Below are 16,169 nucleotides of genomic sequence, written 5' to 3' on the forward strand. Positions count from 1 at the left end.
CCCTCGATCCAGGTCATCCGTACAGATGTGGGACGGATGGGTGGCTACTACGGTCGCCGCCGGAGGTCGGCATGAGGAATCGTTGGGCCACTCGTCTTTGCTCGGCACTGACAGTGACCGCCCTTGTCATCAGCATGGCAGGTCAGGGAGCCCACGCGGCTGCCAAGGAGCCGACGCTCCCCGAGCAGCGTCTGGGCTCGGCGGCGAACCGCGCGCACCAGGTGCCGGCGGACGCGACCCGGGCGCAGACCGAGCTGCCGGAGAAGAAGGCCGCCAAGCTGCCCAAGGGGGTCGTGCCCCGGGAGGCCCAGAAGCCGCCCAAGCTGGTCTCCCAGCTGTCGAACAAGACGCAGCGGGTGGGCAAGGCGACCGGCAAGCCGGGCAACGGGGAAGTGCACGGGTTCGACGCCAAGCAGAGCCGGGTGGCCCCCAAGCTGGGCGACGCGACCTCGAAGGTCTTCCAGAACCCCGACCAGACCTACACCGTGCGCACGTACTCCAGGCCAGTGAGGTACCGGACGGCCACCGGGGAGTGGGCCGACATCGACCTCAACCTGACCAGCGCCGGCGGACGCTGGCGGCAGGCGGCCAACGACGTCGGGGCCGAGGTGGCCGACGACGCCGCCGACCCCAGACTCCAGTCGCTCACCTTGGACGAGGGGCACAGCCTGTCCTTCGCCCTCCAAGGCGCGAAAAGCACCAAAGCCAATATTTCCGGAAATATCGCGAAGTACGGTGAGGTGCTGCCGGGAACGGACCTCCAGATCGAGGCCGCCTGGAACGGGCTCAAGGAGTCGCTGGTCCTGACCTCGCGCCAGGCCGCGACGGGCCCCTGGGACTTCCCCTTCCAGGCCAAGGGCCTGACGCCGCGAAGCTCGTCTCAGGGCGTGGAGTTCGTCGACGAGCGGGGCGCCGTCCGCGTCACCGTCCCCGCCGGATTCATGAGCGACGCCAAGGGCGCCCGCTCCGACGCGGTCCACTACACCCTCGCCGGCGACGTCCTGCGGGTCAGCGCCGACCAGGAGTGGCTGCGCGCCAAGGACCGCGCGTTCCCGGTGATCATCGACCCCTCCTCCTATGTACGCACCACCAGCGGCGCCTCCTCCGACACCTACGTCGACAACCACTCCGGCGCCAATCACTCCGGCAGCGACCAGCTCCTGGTCGGCTCCCAGGACGGCACCAAGCGCAACAACGCCTACATCAACTTCAACCTCGCCTCGCAGATCCCCCACGCCTACGTGACCGGCGCCGCGCTCTTCCTCTACAACACTCTGTCGGACTCCTGCGCGGCCAACCCCGTCACGGTGAAGGCGATCACCAGCAGCTGGAACGTCGGCACGATCTCCTCCTATCCCGGCGTGAGCCTCGGCGGCACCTGGGGGTCGGCCAGCTTCAGCGGCGGCGTCACCTGCGGCGGCGCCGGCTGGGCGTGGATCGGGATCAACAGCACGGGACTGTCCGCCCTGTCGGACTGGGCCAACGGCGCGGGCAACAACGGCCTGGCGCTGACCGCCGACAGCTTCAAGGAGTTCGCCAGCGCCAACTCGGCCAACCCGCCGTACCTCCAGGTGGACTACAGCCCCTGGCGGGCGCTGTACGCGATCGACTCCGGTGCCACGATCGACCCGCCGGTGACGGCCAACGGCTTCGGCAGGCTCCCCGTCACGGTGATCAACAACGGGATGAACTCCTGGTCCCCCGGCACGGTCAAGCTGGGCTACAAGGTGTACACCCTCGGCGGCAGCTTCGTGGGCAGCTCCACCGCGGCCGCCGCGCTGCCCGCCACCATCGGCAACAACGGCTCGGCGAAGGTGAGCGCCACGATCGACCCGCTCAACCCGGGCTCGTACCAGGTCTGCTGGGACATGGTGACGAACGGGCAGTTCTTCTCCGACTGGGGCGTACCCGTCTGGTGCGTGAGCCTGACCGTGGTCAACCTGCCGCCCCAGATCGACTCGATGTGGCCGGGCAACGGGTACGTGGAGTCCACCCTGATGCCGGAGTTCACGGTGACCGGCCATGACGAGGACGAGTGGCCCGGCGGCGAGCTGAACTTCATCTTCAACATCTGCCTGGTCTCCGCCCCCAGCACGTGCCCGGCGACCGGCCTGGTCAAGGGCGACTCCAACACCGGTGAGCAGACCGCGAACTGGACGGTGCCGCAGGGCAAGCTCAAATGGGGCGAGCAGTACATGTGGCAGGCCCTGGTCACCGACGGCAAGACCTCCAGCCCGGCGACCGGATGGAGCTCGTTCCGCACGGTCGTGCCGCAGCCCCTGGTCTCCTCACACGTCTCCGACAGCGCGGGCACGGCCGCCGTCAAGGGCATCGACCCGCTGACCGGCCAGTACGCGGCCACCACCACGGACGCTAGCCTCACCACCGCCGGTCCCGCCCTGGCGATCACCCGCTCGTACAGCAGCCTGAACTCCCGTTCGGGGCTGTTCGGCGTGGGCTGGACCACCGCCTACGACATGAAGATCGTCACCGACAGCGACCTGACGGGCAACGTCGTGGTCACCTACCCGGACGGGCGGCAGGCGCGCTTCGGCCGCAACTCCGACGGCACGTACGCGCCGCCCGAGGGCCGGTCGGTGAGCCTGGTGAAGGCCGACACGGTGTGGTTCCTGCGCGACAAGTCCGGCGGCGCGTACGTGTTCGACGCGAACGGCCGGTTGACCGGGATCTTCGACGACGACCAGCACGGCGAGTTCCTCACCTACAACGGCGACGGCACCCTCGCCAAGGTCGTCAACAAGGTCAGCGGCCGCGGCCTCTACTTCACCTGGAACAGCGGGCTGGTGACCTCGGTCGCCACCGAGCCCGCCCAAGGCGCTCCCGCGTGGACGTACGGCTACGGTTACGGCCTGCTCGCCCAGGTCTGCCCGCCAGGCACGACGACCGCGTGTACGAAGTACACCTACAAGATGGTGTCCCACCACCGCACGGCCGTCGTGGACGCCGCCCCCGCGATGTACTACCGGCTCCACCAGAGCACGACCAACGAGACCCAGATGTTCGTCGGCCAGGACGACGCGCAGGCGGTCAACCTGACCTACGGCGCGGCGGGTGCCCCGGCCGGGACCACGGACGGCTCGGCGACGTTCAACGGCACGAGCTCCTACGTGCGCATGCCGTACAACATCACCGACGACACCACCTACGCGGCGGTCGGGATGTGGTTCAAGACCACCAAGGCCGGCGTGCTGTACGGCGCGCAGATGAACACGCTGGAGGACTCCCGGGGGCCGCTCCCCTGGGGCTTCCTGCCGATGCTCTACGTCGGGACCGACGGGAAGCTGCACGGCCAGATGGCCGACGACGGCAGCTGCGGATCGATGAAGTCGACCGCGGCGGTGAGCGACGGGGCCTGGCACCACGTGGTGCTGACCGCGAGCGGGACCTGGCAGGGCATGTACCTGGACGGGTCGATCGTGGGCAGCCGCTTCAACCAGGTCAAGGCCACCCGTCTGCCGTACGCCAGCATCGGGGCGGGCTACGTGAACACCTCGGGCTGGTGCCCCGCCGCGCCCACGGACACGCGCGGCCACTTCACCGGCCAGATCGACGACCCCGCCTTCTACACCCACCCGCTCGGCCCCACGTCCGTCGCCGCCCAGTACGCGGCCGGGCAGTACACGGGCGCGCTGGAGACGGTCAAGCTGCCGTCGGGCAAGCTGCAGGCCACCCTCGCCTACGACACCCAGAACGACCGCGTCGCCTCGATGACCGACGCCAACGGCGGGCAGTGGCGGGTCTACCCCGCCCAGACGCAGGCCGGCACGGAGTACTACCCGAACGCGGTCCTGAGCGCCCGGCCGCGCGAGTACTACCGACTCGCCGAGTTCTCCGGCACCCAGGCGGCCAGCGCGGCGTACGGCGACGGGCGCGACACCGGCGCGACCTACCACAACGTCACCCTGAACCAGAGCGCGCCCATCGTCCTGGCCACCGGCGGCGATACGGCCGCCGGGTTCAACGGCTCCAGCTCCTACCTGGAGCTGCCCGACGGCGAGATCAAGGGCGGCGGCGACCTGTCGGCGGAGCTGTGGTTCAAGACCGCCAAGCCCGGCGTCCTGCTCGCCTACCAGGCCCAGGCCATCACCGACCCGGCCGGACCGCAAGCGAACTACACGCCCGCGCTGTACGTCGGGACGGACGGCAAGCTGCGCGGCCAGTTCTGGGACGGCGCCGCGGTCGCGCCCATCACCACGAGCGCGAGCGTGACCGACGCGAGCTGGCACCACGCCGTCCTGACGGCCTCCGGCAGCACCCAGTGGCTCTGGCTGGACGGTGTCGTGGTCGGGACCAGGTCCAAGGGCCCGGTGTCCACGATCGCGCAGAACCATGTCTACGTCGGCGCCGGTTTCATCGCGGGCAACTGGCCCGCCAAGCCCTCGGACACCCTGGGCCACTTCAACGGCACCATCGACGAGGTGGCGATCTACTGGAACAGCCTGAACACCGACGCGATCCAGGCGCACTACAAGGACGTCGCGACGTTCGGCATCCCCGCCACCACCGTGCTCGCCGCCGACCCGCGCGGCAAGGCGATGGTCTACAGCTACGACCCTCAGCACGGCGGCCGGCCGACCTCGCTGTACGACGCCTCGGGCGGCACCACGCGCTACGGCTACGACCTCAACGGCAACCTGGCCTCGGTGAGCGACCCTGACGGGCACACCACTCAGCTGTACAACGACGACCGCGGCAATCCGGTCATGAAGGTGACCTGCCGCGGCCCGCGCTCCTGCCAGACCTCCTACTTCACCTACTACCTGGACGCCGGCGACCCGCTGAACCCCCGCAACGACAAGCTCACCGGCGCGTTCGACGCCCGGGCCACCGCCGGGAACGACGCGGCGCACCGCACCAGCTACACCTACGACATCTCGGGTGACCTGCTCAGCGTCACCATGCCTCCCGTGGCCGGGTCCGCCAACGGTGGCACCACCAAGTACGCCTACACCGACGGCACCGAGGCCGCCACCGACGGCGGCACCGTCCCGGACGGGCTGCTCGCCGCCACGACCACTCCCGGCGGCAAGACCACCCGCTACGGCTACCGCCAGAACGGCGACCTCGCCCAGGTGGTGGACGCGGCGGGGCTCACCACGAAGTACGACTACGACAGCGCCGGCCGGCCCATCTCCGAGACGAAGGTCTCCGACACGTTCCCGAACGGTGTCAGCACCTCCATGGGCTACGACGCCCTCAACCACCTCACCGCCACCGTCGGCCCGGCGACCACGGACGTGATCAACGGCGTCAAGCACCTCCCGTGGGTCCTCTACACCTACGACGTCGACGGCAACGTCACCAAGGCCGAGCGGACGGACCCCACCGGCAAGGACGTCACCCGCACCACGAACTACACCTACGACGCCGCCGCCCGCGTCTCCTCCGTCAAGGACCCTGCGGGCAACACCACCACCTACGGCTATGACGTCTACGGCAACCTCACCAGCACCGTGGACGCCACCGGCGCCGACTTCCGGCACACCTACGGACCGACCGGCCTGCCGCTGACCACGAGCCTGGCCAACTGGGTGGGCAACCCGCTGGACAACGACGCCGCCAAGGAACTCGTCCTCGAATCCCGCGCCTACGACCCGGCCGGGCGCCTGGCCACGGTCACCGACGCCATGGGCCGGACCACCCGCTACCGCTACTACGACGACAACCTGCTCGAATCGGTCTGGGCCGAGGGCTTCCACAATGCCGACGGAACCACCCGGGACATCCCGCTCCAGCAGAACACCTACGACAGCGCGGGCAACCTCATCAAGCGGATCTCCGGCAACGGCAAGAGCACGACCGCCTACACCGTGGACGCCGCCAACCGGGTCACCGAGGCGCTGCTGGACCCCTCCGGCATCAAGCGCAAGACCACGTACGGCTACGACGCCGACGGCGGCGTGGTCTCCCTGGTCCAGGCGCAGGACAGCGGCTACACGTGGACCGCGTTCGACCTCGACGCGCTGGGCCGGCCCCTGTCCCAGAAGGTCTGGGACGGCAAGGAATGGCTCGCGACGTCCTGGACCAGGGACCAGCGGGGCCTCCCGAAGACGATGACCGACCCCCGTGGCGCGGTGACCGACTACACCTACGACGAAGCGGGCCGGCTCACCACGACCAAGGCGCCGACGGTGGCCATCGAGCACGCGGGCGGCACGCCGTACAACGTCAGGCCGACGACGCGGGCCGGCTACAACAGCTTCGGCGACGTCGTGACGAGCGAGGACGCCGAGGGCTACCGGACCACGATCACCTACGACGGCATGAGCCGGCCGCGCGTCCTCACCCTGCCCTCCTACCGGCAGCTCGGCGCCGGTGCCACGGTGACCGCGAGCTCCACCACGACGTACGACGCGCTGGGCCGCGTGACGCACGTCGAGGACGCGCTCGGCCACGGCGACACCCACACCTACGACCAGCTGGGCAACCTGGTGGCCACCACCGACGCGGCGGGCAACCAGTCGCGGTCGGGCTTCGACGTGGCCGGGGAATGGCTCTGGACACGGGACCAGGCGGGCCGGGTGACCGGGGCGACGTACGACGACCTCGGCCGCCGGATCTCCAGCACCGCCGTCGAGCGCACCCCGGCCTCGGCCGGGTACACCACCGCCTACGAGTACGACGACGCGGGGAACCTGACCTACGTCACCACGCCGTCGGGCGCGCGCAGCCAGTACGGCTACAACGCGGCGGGCGAGGTCGTGGTCGACGTCAACCCGCTGGCCCAGGCCCGCTGGTACACCCGCGACCACGCCGGCCGGGCGACCAAGGTCGCCAACCCGGACGGCACCAGCAGCACGCTCACGTTCGACGGAGCGGGCCGGGCGACCGGGGCGGCCGATTTCGACGCGGCGGGCAAGCAGCTGCGGTCCATCACGATCGGCTACGACGACGGGAGCAACCCGGTCACCGTCGACAGGCCCGGCGGCGGGGTCACCACCTACGACTACGACGCGCTGAACCGGCTGACCGGCCAGCACGAGAAGACCACATCGACGCACACCATCAGCACGACCTTCGGCTACGACGCGGCCGGCAACCGCACCCGCTTCACCGACGGCAACGGCAACGCGACCTCCTACGCCTTCAACTCGTGGAACCTCCAGGTGGCGATGTTCGTCCCGCCGACCACGGCCTACACCACGCCCGCCGAACGCCAGACGATCACCGACTACGACGCGGCCGCTCGCCCGGTCCAGGTCACCAAGCCGGGCGGGGTCACCATCGCCCGCACCTTCGACACGCTCAACCGGCTCACCGCGGAGACCGGCGCGGGCGCCGAGACCGCCACGACGGCCCACAGCTTCGGCTACGACACCGTGGGCCGGCTGACCTCGGCCGGGGGCAACACCTTCGGCTACGACGATCGCGATCATCTCGTCAGCACGGCGGGGCCGTCCGGCACGGCGGCCTTCACCTACGACGCCGACGGCCGCATGAAGACCCGTACCGACAAGGCGGGCACGGCCGCCTACGACTACGACGCGGGCAGCCGCCTCACCACGGTCCGCGACCCGCTCACCGGCGGGACCGCGATCTACTCCTACGACACGATGGACCAGCTCAAGGGCGTGGACTACGGCGGCGCCCAGCGCTCCTTCGACTACGACGCGCTGCACCGGCAGACCTCCGACACGCTCAAGACCACCGCGGGCGCGGCGCTGGCCGCCATCACCTACGGCTACGACGACGCCGACCGGCTCACCACCAAGACCACGACCGGTACGGCCGGCGCCGCCGCCAACACCTACGGCTACGACCTGGCGGGCCGGCTGACGTCGTGGAACTCGGTCGCCTACGAGTACGACGACGCGGGCAACCGGACCAAGGCCGGCCCGGCCGCCTCCGTCTACGACGCGCGCAACCAACTGGTCTCCGACGGATCGGCCGGCTACGCCTACTCGGCGCGCGGCACCCTGAAGTCCAGGACGCCGAGCGGCGGCAGCGCGAGCGCGACGAGCTACGACGCGTTCGACCGGATGATCACCGACGGCGCCGCGAGCTACGCCTATGACGGGCTGGACCGGCTCGCGTCCGCCGCGGGCCGCACGTTCAGCTACTCCGGCCTGGGCAACACCCCGGCCGCGGCGGGTGGCGAGCTCTACGGCAGGGATCCGGCGGGCGACATCGTCTCCGTCGCCGGCCTGTACGCCTACACCGACCGGCACGGCGACCTGACCGCCACCTTCACCGGGGCGGGTGTGCTGACCGATTCGGCGGCCTACGACCCGTACGGGAAGGCCGTCGCGAGCTCGGGAACCAAGCGGGACGTCGGCTACCAGGGCGGCTGGACCGACCCGGCCACCGGCAAGGTCAACATGGCCGCCCGCTGGTACGACCCCGGAACCGGCACGTTCCCCAGCAGGGACACGTTCGACGTGGATCCGATGCCGTCGGTGAAGGGCAACCGCTTCACCTACGCGGACGGCGACCCCCTCAACCAGATGGACCCCACCGGTCACTTCGGCTGCCCCGCCTTCGTGTGCGGCGCCGCCAAGCAGGCGATCAAGGTCGTCTATCGGGACATCGCCAGGCCGGCCTGGAGCGCGGCCGACTACGTCCTCACCGGTGGCGGGGAACTCGGCGCGCTCGGGCGCGGTTCACGGTTCTGTGGTCCCGCCTGGCTCGGCTGTCTCGCGGCGGTGGCCATCGGCGCCGGCGCCGGCTACCTGGCCGGGAAGTGGTGGCAGAACAACTGGTGGAAGGGCTGGCCGGACGGCAGCGGGCCGTACATCCAGTACCCGGACGGCGGCGGCTCCCCCGGCAAGGGCAAGTCCGGCGACGGGCCCGGCGATGACGGGCCCGGCGACTCGCCCCACAAGGGCACCAACGGCCCGCCCAAGGCGGATCCGCCGCCGCCTCCGCCGCCCACGCCCCAGGAGCTGGCCGACATCGCCGCGAAGACGCGCGCGGCCAAGCCAGGCCCGGTCGACCACGACCAGTTGCCCGGTCCAGCGGGCATCTCGCTCGCCGACGCGCTCGACAAGGGACTCAATCACCGGGTCGACAACGCCATCGACAAGATCCTGGACAAGGTCGGTGTGGCCTTCACGCCGATCGAGGCCAAGGCCGGCGACGGGCAGCCCAACGGCGGCCTCGACCCAGCCCCGCACGTCGTCGGCCAATGCTCGGGGGTGTTCGGCGCGGACGCGATGCAGGACTGCCGCGTCGACCCGGGCCCGGGCGTCCCGCCGGACCCGGCGGTGCAGCTGGCCCCCTGCCGTGGCGTGACCGGCGCCGGCGCCGCCTGCTCCTCCTCCGAGGAGACGGCGGCGGCCCTGGGGAGCGAAGGCGCCGGCTTCGGCGACGACTTCCTGACGCTGGCCCGCCGCCCCGGCGATCGGCCGAAGTGGAGCGAGAGGCTCCCGATGAACATGGACACGGTCCGCCGGGTGGCCCAGGACTGGGACATCCGGATCGACGACCTGACCATCAGGATCGACAAGGTGAAGGACGGGCTGGCCGGCGTGACCTTCCCCAACCAGATGGTCCTGCTGCGGCGAGCCGCCTTCCGCAGCGAGGAACTGCTGGCCCGTACCCTCGCCCACGAGCGGTTCCACGTGGAGGACATACGCGGGGGCGGCGCCTTTCCGAAGACCCTGGAAGAGGCGGAACCATGGGAGGACCGGGCCTACGCCTTCGAGGACGACTGGTGGGACAACCATCCACGTAACCAGTAGAGGGACCATGGGTAAAACGGCTCGAGCACCGAGGTGGCCCCTGTGTCGAACACTCATGACGAGGCACTCCGCTGGGAGAGCTGGCTGCACGCCTATGAGCAGGCACGTGACGAGCTGCCCGGACCGATCACCAGGCGTTGCCCGAACTGTGGACGGGCCTGCCTCCGCCTGGTGTATCGGCTCCGGATCCCCCGCCTGCTCATCGGTGACGCCCACTTCTGGTGTGACCACTGCCTGCGGGGGCCCTACCTCGGCCGGGTCGAGATCCCCGAAGCCGCCGCGGCGGCTTCGGGCGAGCAGGAGTATCAGCGGCTGAGACCCACGATCCCGAACTACGAGCTCATCCCCCCTGCGACGGCCGAGCCCTAGTTCGCCGAGCCGACAGGGGGATCCCGAAGCTGTCAAGGTGCCGCCCGTCAACCCCTGTGTAGGATGACGGCAAAGTCGCTAAACTCTGGCTGTTAAGGATCGGCACGGCGATGAGTGTTGATGAGACTCCCCGGACGCTGGCCGACAAGCTGAACCGGTTGTTCCAGACGGTCCGTCGCCAAGGTGACGCCGAATACAGCAACGTCGCGGTCGCGGAGGCCATCAGCAAGGGCCAGGACGTACAGATCTCGCACACCTATATCTGGCAGTTGCGCACGGGCCGGCGGGTCAATCCCACGATCATGCACCTCACGGCGCTGGCCACGTTCTTCGGGGTGCCGGTCGCCTACTTCCTGAACGACGCGGAGACCGCCAAGATCGACAAGGATCTGGAGCTGCTGGCCGGCATGCGGAAGGCGGGCGTCACGCACATCGCCCTGCGCAGCGCCGAGCTGACCCAGGGCAGCCGCGCCGCCATCATCGAAATGGTCAATCAGCTCTGGAAGCTGGAGAATCCCTCCGATGAAGATGCCAGGTGATCGCTTGGCCACCGATCTTCGCTGTCCGCCATCGGTCATGGCGCGCCCGTCTTGATCGCCCTGGCCGTCGCCGGATGGATCGCGGTGGGCATCAAGCTGTTCCACCTCCGCGCCAAACCCGGCTGCCGGTCGACGCGGTGGATATGCGCCGCGTTGCTGGCACTCTCGGTGTCGATCTGCCTGCAGGACCAGACCGTCCACGAAGTGCTCGACGCCCACACGACGCTCAACACCGCGGGCACCCTCTCCAACTGCTTGACCTTGATCGCCGCGACATCCGGGCAATGCGCCTTTCTCTACATGGTCTATCCGGCTGAGCAGGCCGTACGGAGCACCAGGGTGCGTCTGCGGCTGCTGGCCGGCGTCCTGGCACTGATCGGCGTCCTTCACGTGACGACCCCGTCGAACTACGCGGTGGCCCTGGCCAGCCAGCAGCTGGCCGTGCAGATCCCGGTGATCTCGGCCGGCGCCTACGTCTATGTCGCCTATCTGGCGTTGACCGTCACCGAAGTCGCGCGCGCCACGCACTACCGCGCGAGTGCCGCGAGAGGCTTCTCCCTCCGCAACGGCCTGCGGCTGCTGTTGCTCGGTCTCGCCTGCACCCTCGCCTATGCCGGGCTGCGGTTCGCCGCCATGTCCGCCCACCTTCTCGGATGGGACGTGCGGTGGCTGTACGGCAACCTGATCGGGGAGGTGTTCCGCCTCGCGATCCTGTTCGTGGTGACCGGCATCCTGCTGCCCGTCACGGGCCCGCGGCTGGGCCTGGATCATCTCGCGCGGTGGTGGTCGCTCGACCGCTCCTATCGCCGGCTCTTCCCGCTCTGGAAACCGCTGTACGACGCGTTCCCGGCCATCGCCCTCGATCCGCCGAGGACCCGGCACGTCGATTTCCGGAATCCGGAGCAGGCCCTGTACCGGCGGATCGTCGAAATCTGGGACGGCCGCCTGCGGCTCCTCCCCTATTTCGACCCGCGCCTCGCCGAAACGCGGCAGGCGCAGGCCACGGGCCTGTCCGATGACGCGCGCAAAATCGCCGTCGAGGCCGCTCTGATCGCCTCCGCCCTGCGGCGCAGCAGGCTCGGCGTACGACCGGACACGGGCGGCCCGGCCATCCCCGACAACAGCCCGGCCGACCCTGACGCCGAGCTCGACTGGTTGATCCGGGTGGCGGCGGCCGTCAGGGCCGAACCAGAGACCTCACAGCGGCCGGAGTCGCTCAGCCCGCGGTCGAGTGGTCTCCTTCCATCGCGGCGCCGAGCCCTGTGAGGCTCGGATACACACTGACGCCTTCCGCGATGGCCTCCAGCTGGAAGACGCTCACCGACGTGGGCGGGTAGCCGATGAGCTCGATGACGCGGCTCACCCGGGCGGGCCCGTCCATGGCCTCGGCGGAGTCCCAGAGGTAGACCGCCCCCCAGGTCTGGCGGGCCGGATTGGAGAACCACGCCTTCAGCCGCATCCCGTCAAGCGTGGCGTAGGCGTCGACGGCGTAGTCCCGCAGGTAGTCGCGCAGGCTCTCCACGGTCTCCGTGGATCTGCTGAGATCCCAGGCGACGATCGATACGAACATGGCCGGCCTCTCTACGGGAAGGCGTGCGGGTGCGGGTTGACGTCCTGCGGCTCCAGGGGCCGATCCCGGTATCCGAGCCGGTACGGCACCTCGTACAACCTCGGCAGACCGTCGACCCGCCGGTAGTCGTGGCCGAAGGTGACCGGCAGGGTGCCGGGGATGACGACCTTCACGCAGGCCAGCTCGGACACCTCGTGCTCGGGGGTCGTCTGATCCACCACGATGACGTCGAGACCGGTGCCGAGGTAGCGGTTGACCAGCTCGATCAGGTCGTCCCGGAGATCGGCGTTGCGGAGTCCCGGCGGCACCGGAAGGTCATCGATGTGCCGCCGCCGTGGCGTCTGGGTGAGGAAGCGCAGCCGGTCGTACGTCCGGTGGTCGCCGTACAGCAGGCGATGATCCTCCATCTCCTTCACCAGCGACGAGTCGTCCACCATCCGGCCGGTCTCGTCCACGTGGTCGGGATAACGCTTGATGAGGTCGGCGAGGAGCGGGCCGAGCTCGTTGAGCGCGTTCTCGATCGCGCGTTCCGGGACGGGGTGAGCGCCCGCCGAGCAGGCGGCCTTCGGGCGCTTCTCGTCGTCGCCGGGATCGACGGCCATCGCCCAGACGCAGGGGATGCCCTGTTCGAGGGTGGTGTCGAAGAGCATCACCTGGTAGCCGGTCTCGGCCTCGATGGCTTCGATGATCAGGGGGATCATCGAGTCGCGGGCGGCGGTCACGTCGATCCGCGGGACCGGCATGCGCGCGTACCACGTCATCATGAAGGCGTCGCGCTCGGCCACTTCGAGGATCCCGTGGAAGACGGCCTCCTCCAGGCTGCCGCCCAGGGCGCAGCCGTTGGAGACCTCCTGGACGAACGGCGGGCGGCCGGCGTCGTGGTGGCGGGCCCGGTAGTAAGCGTAGGTCTCGGGGACCAGCACGGGAGCGCAGCGGGCGAAGGAGTATCCCCAGACCCAGCGGCACACCTGCTCCTCGTCGAACGGGCGGTACGGGAAGCCGGGGATCCGATGCCGCTCCGCCGGATAGAGGCCGAGTGTCCGGGGGTCGATCGCGTCGCGGCCGATCTCGGCGTAACTGGCCGACACCGTGGTGCGCTTTCCCCCGGGCTCCATGCCGCCGTGCCGCTCCAGCGTCTCCAGCATCGCGGTGACCTGGCTGCCCTGGTAATTGCGGGTACGGCCGAAGCCGTACTCGGTCGAGCCCTGGCGCAGACCCATGGGCGCCGCGGCGACGACGATGCCGCCCTCGGTGCTCTTGAGCACGGATCGGATGAGACCGCTCTCGCCGTCGACGTATCTGGCCTTGAGCGTGTCCACCTCGCCGGTCATCGAGCGGAGCCGGTAGACGTCCGGGGCCGGTTTGGGGCGGGATCGGAGGGAGATGTCCGCCCGCGACCGGTCGTCGGGCGGCAGCGTCCCGCAGGTGTCACAGAGCGGGTCGGGCAGGAACGGGTGCGGCTCGACGGCCAGCGTCTCCAGGTCCACGTAGACGAAGGCGGACCTCGTACGCGCGGTCTCCCGGTTGGCGAGCCGGGCGATCTCCGCCACGACCAAGGTGGCGGCGAGGTCGGCCGACAGTCCGGTGAGCCAGGCCGACGGCAGCGCGGACAGGGTGGCCCCCTGCTCTCGCCACACCGTTTCGTGCCCGTCGGGCTGGAGATGGGCCAGTCTGCGCCGGAACTCGCCGCAGTCCACGCAGCCGGGCAGCCCGGACTCCTCCAGGGGACCGAGGACGACCCGCCCCAGTTCGGCGCGTACCGGCAGCCAGGGCACGCCCGCCGCCGCGGCGGCGGCTCTGACCTCGGCGTAGCCCGACAGGTCCCAGCGGTCATGGGCCACGACGGCCGCGACGGCACCGGACGTCAGGAGCGGCGAGACGGAGGATCCGCTGCCGGACAGCGCCGCGACGATGCTCTCCACGAGCAGCCCTTCACCGAGGACGGCGATCTCAGGCATGGGTCAGCACCACGTGGACGGTGTAGGGCATGATCGAATGAACCTCACGATCGTGGTCGAGGGGCACCGCCACCGGCGAGAGACCGCGTCTGGCCAGCGCGGACACCAGACTCGCCGAGCCGGTACGGGAGGCGACGGGCAGGCGGCGGATCGCCGAGCCGCGCAGCCCGGCCGGTATGCCAGGCGGCGCGGGTGGCGCGTAGGCGGGCTGGGCGTTCTGCCGCGCCTGGTAGTGGAGGAGGGCCTGTTCGAGCGCGCCGGTCACGGCTTCGGCCGCCGACGACCCGCCGGCGTATCCGACAGGCGTGTCACCCAGGTAACTCATGGCGGCCGGAAGCTCCGACGGCCCGGTGAGGTCGTAACACGTGACCGCCTCGCCGGTGGCCTGGATCATGGACCTGTAGCGCTCGCCGCGCGGGGGCAGCGACCCGCTGTCCAGGTCGAACCGGGGCAACGGCGTCGTCCGATGCTCCAGGTCGGCGAGCGCCAGCCGTCCCGCCTGCTCGGCCAGCGCGACGTCTACAGCCTCCTGCCAGCTGTATCCGGCGGCGATGCCCGCAGTGATTCCCGCGCCGATGCCTACAGCGGTCCCCGCGGCGCTGTCCGGCACGGGCAGCGCGGGGAAGGCGACGTCCGCGGCGATGAGTCGCGTTCCGCCGTCGGCGAGCCGGTGGCCGAGGACGAGCCCGGTGATCCTGCCGGCGCGCAGGTCCGCGAGCAGGGCGTCGGGGTCGGACTCCGGCGCGGCCAGCGGAGTGCGGCCGTCGGCCGCGAGCAGCCGGCGCGGATCCACCATCAGCGAGGCGTAGACGGCGAACGCCTTCAGGGCGGCCTGGTGGCGCGCGGACTCGAAGTCGAGCCCCGTGCCGACGACCCTTGAGACGGCGCCGCCGAGCAGTCCGGCCGGGTCGGGCACCTCCACCTCGCTGACGTGCAGAGGGATCTGCGCGTAGGCGCGCTCGGTCGGCTCCCCGAACACCCCCAGGAGATCGTCGGCGCACACCACCGCCCGCCGGGAGAACGCCTCCCGGCCGAGAACGGCGCCGTCGCGGGCCGGGTCGGCGGATCCCGGGAGCATGGGTTCGGCCGGCCGGGCGTGGGGGTGCGGGACGAAGGCGTGTGACGTACGGCGCAGTGTGGACAGGTCGATCCTGGTCAGCCGGGCACGGTGGTCGTCCAGCAACCCGGTGGCGGTTCGAAAGGCCAGCTGGACCAGCACCCCGGCGATGGCGGCGGCCCGCGTCTCATCGACGGCGATGGGCGGGCGCGGCGCGGGCCGGGTCGCCACCCGGCGGCGGCCCGCCGTCCAGCTCGCCTCCGATCGCGTACCGAGGTCCTCGGGACCGAGCCAGACCTCGCCGTCCAGCACGACCGCCTGAGCCAGGGGGATCCTCCGCTCGGCGCAGAGCCGGTCGAGCAGCGGTTCATGCGCCGAGCCGCCGGAGACGTGCAGAACGAGGTCCGCGCTGTCGAGCAGGGGCAGCAGCCCCTCCTCGCTGAGGTCGGCGAGGAGGGGCCTCTCGACCCTCTGGTCAGGGGTACGCCGCCCGCGCTCGACCCATTCGACGCCCTGAACCTCCGGTGTCGCCATCTTCACCAGGCGCGATCCCGTGCGCAAGGCGGCCCGCGCCACCCACGGCACTATGTCCCCCGACCCCAGAACGAGCACCACTTTATCCCGATACGCCCGAAATATCGCGACAGGCGAGTCTCGGAAATGCGCGATGAACCCCACTTCATGGCGATATTCCGGATATTCCAGGGCGGACTCCTGGTCCCCGGTGCCGGCGTCTCCCACGACGTCCTGCTGGAGCGGGACGTCTCTCACGACGTCCCGCTCCAGCAGCACGGTGAGCAGGCTCTCCACGGCGGCCCGGCGCTCGGGCGGCAGCTCCTCCGTCAGCTCGGCCAGCGTGTGCCGCCCGTCGAGATAAGGCTTCAGCAGCTCGATCAGCGGGCCGACGGAGCGGCCTTTCAGATGGCTGGATCCCTGGTACGTCAGCAGGTACATCCCCGCTGAATCCGGGGCATA

General features: G+C 70.3%; 7 protein-coding genes. 4 read left to right on the forward strand and 3 right to left on the reverse strand.

Annotated features, from left to right (window positions below; genetic code table 11):
• Positions 1–134 precede the first annotated feature (134 nt).
• From LDL49_RS57210 to LDL49_RS28530, 4 genes are all read left to right on the forward strand, one after another.
• On the forward strand, positions 135–9,701 hold the full coding sequence (locus LDL49_RS57210; protein ID WP_263655633.1) for a LamG-like jellyroll fold domain-containing protein: 9,567 nt from the start codon (positions 135–137) through the stop codon (positions 9,699–9,701).
• 42 nt (positions 9,702–9,743) lie between these two features.
• Entirely contained in the window at positions 9,744–10,070 is a 327-nt protein-coding gene (locus tag LDL49_RS28520) for a hypothetical protein (protein ID WP_225295220.1), read from the forward strand.
• Between the two features lie 110 nt (positions 10,071–10,180).
• Positions 10,181–10,609 carry a helix-turn-helix domain-containing protein gene (locus tag LDL49_RS28525; RefSeq protein ID WP_225295222.1) on the forward strand — a complete coding sequence of 143 codons (429 nt, stop codon included), beginning with the start codon at positions 10,181–10,183 and terminating at the stop codon, positions 10,607–10,609.
• 51 nt (positions 10,610–10,660) lie between these two features.
• Entirely contained in the window at positions 10,661–11,875 is a 1,215-nt protein-coding gene (locus tag LDL49_RS28530) for an MAB_1171c family putative transporter (RefSeq protein ID WP_225295224.1), read from the forward strand.
• Here LDL49_RS28530 and LDL49_RS28535 read toward each other — a convergent pair.
• The 3 genes from LDL49_RS28535 to LDL49_RS28545 are packed head-to-tail and all read right to left on the reverse strand — an operon-like array spanning position 11,826 to position 16,148.
• On the reverse strand, positions 11,826–12,179 hold the full coding sequence (locus tag LDL49_RS28535; protein ID WP_225295226.1) for a hypothetical protein: 354 nt from the start codon (positions 12,177–12,179) through the stop codon (positions 11,826–11,828). The genes LDL49_RS28530 and LDL49_RS28535 overlap by 50 nt on opposite strands.
• An 11-nt stretch (positions 12,180–12,190) precedes the next feature.
• On the reverse strand, positions 12,191–14,137 hold the full coding sequence (locus tag LDL49_RS28540) for a TOMM precursor leader peptide-binding protein (protein ID WP_225295227.1): 1,947 nt from the start codon (positions 14,135–14,137) through the stop codon (positions 12,191–12,193).
• Complete coding sequence (locus tag LDL49_RS28545) at positions 14,130–16,148, reverse strand: YcaO-like family protein (protein WP_225295229.1); 2,019 nt, start codon at positions 16,146–16,148, stop codon at positions 14,130–14,132. The genes LDL49_RS28540 and LDL49_RS28545 overlap by 8 nt, the downstream gene beginning before the upstream one ends.
• Between the last annotated feature and the right edge of the window lie 21 nt (positions 16,149–16,169).

Source organism: Nonomuraea aurantiaca, assembly GCF_020215705.1.
Classification (GTDB): Bacteria; Actinomycetota; Actinomycetes; order Streptosporangiales; family Streptosporangiaceae; genus Nonomuraea; species Nonomuraea aurantiaca.

Coding starts and splice junctions, on each gene's coding strand:
- LDL49_RS57210 (WP_263655633.1), top strand. CDS start 135: ATGGCAGGTCAGGGAGCCCACGCGGCTGCCAAGGAGCCGACGCTCCCC.
- LDL49_RS28525 (WP_225295222.1), top strand. CDS start 10,181: ATGAGTGTTGATGAGACTCCCCGGACGCTGGCCGACAAGCTGAACCGG.
- LDL49_RS28535 (WP_225295226.1), bottom strand. CDS start 12,179: ATGTTCGTATCGATCGTCGCCTGGGATCTCAGCAGATCCACGGAGACC.
- LDL49_RS28540 (WP_225295227.1), bottom strand. CDS start 14,137: ATGCCTGAGATCGCCGTCCTCGGTGAAGGGCTGCTCGTGGAGAGCATC.
- LDL49_RS28545 (WP_225295229.1), bottom strand. CDS start 16,148: ATGTACCTGCTGACGTACCAGGGATCCAGCCATCTGAAAGGCCGCTCC.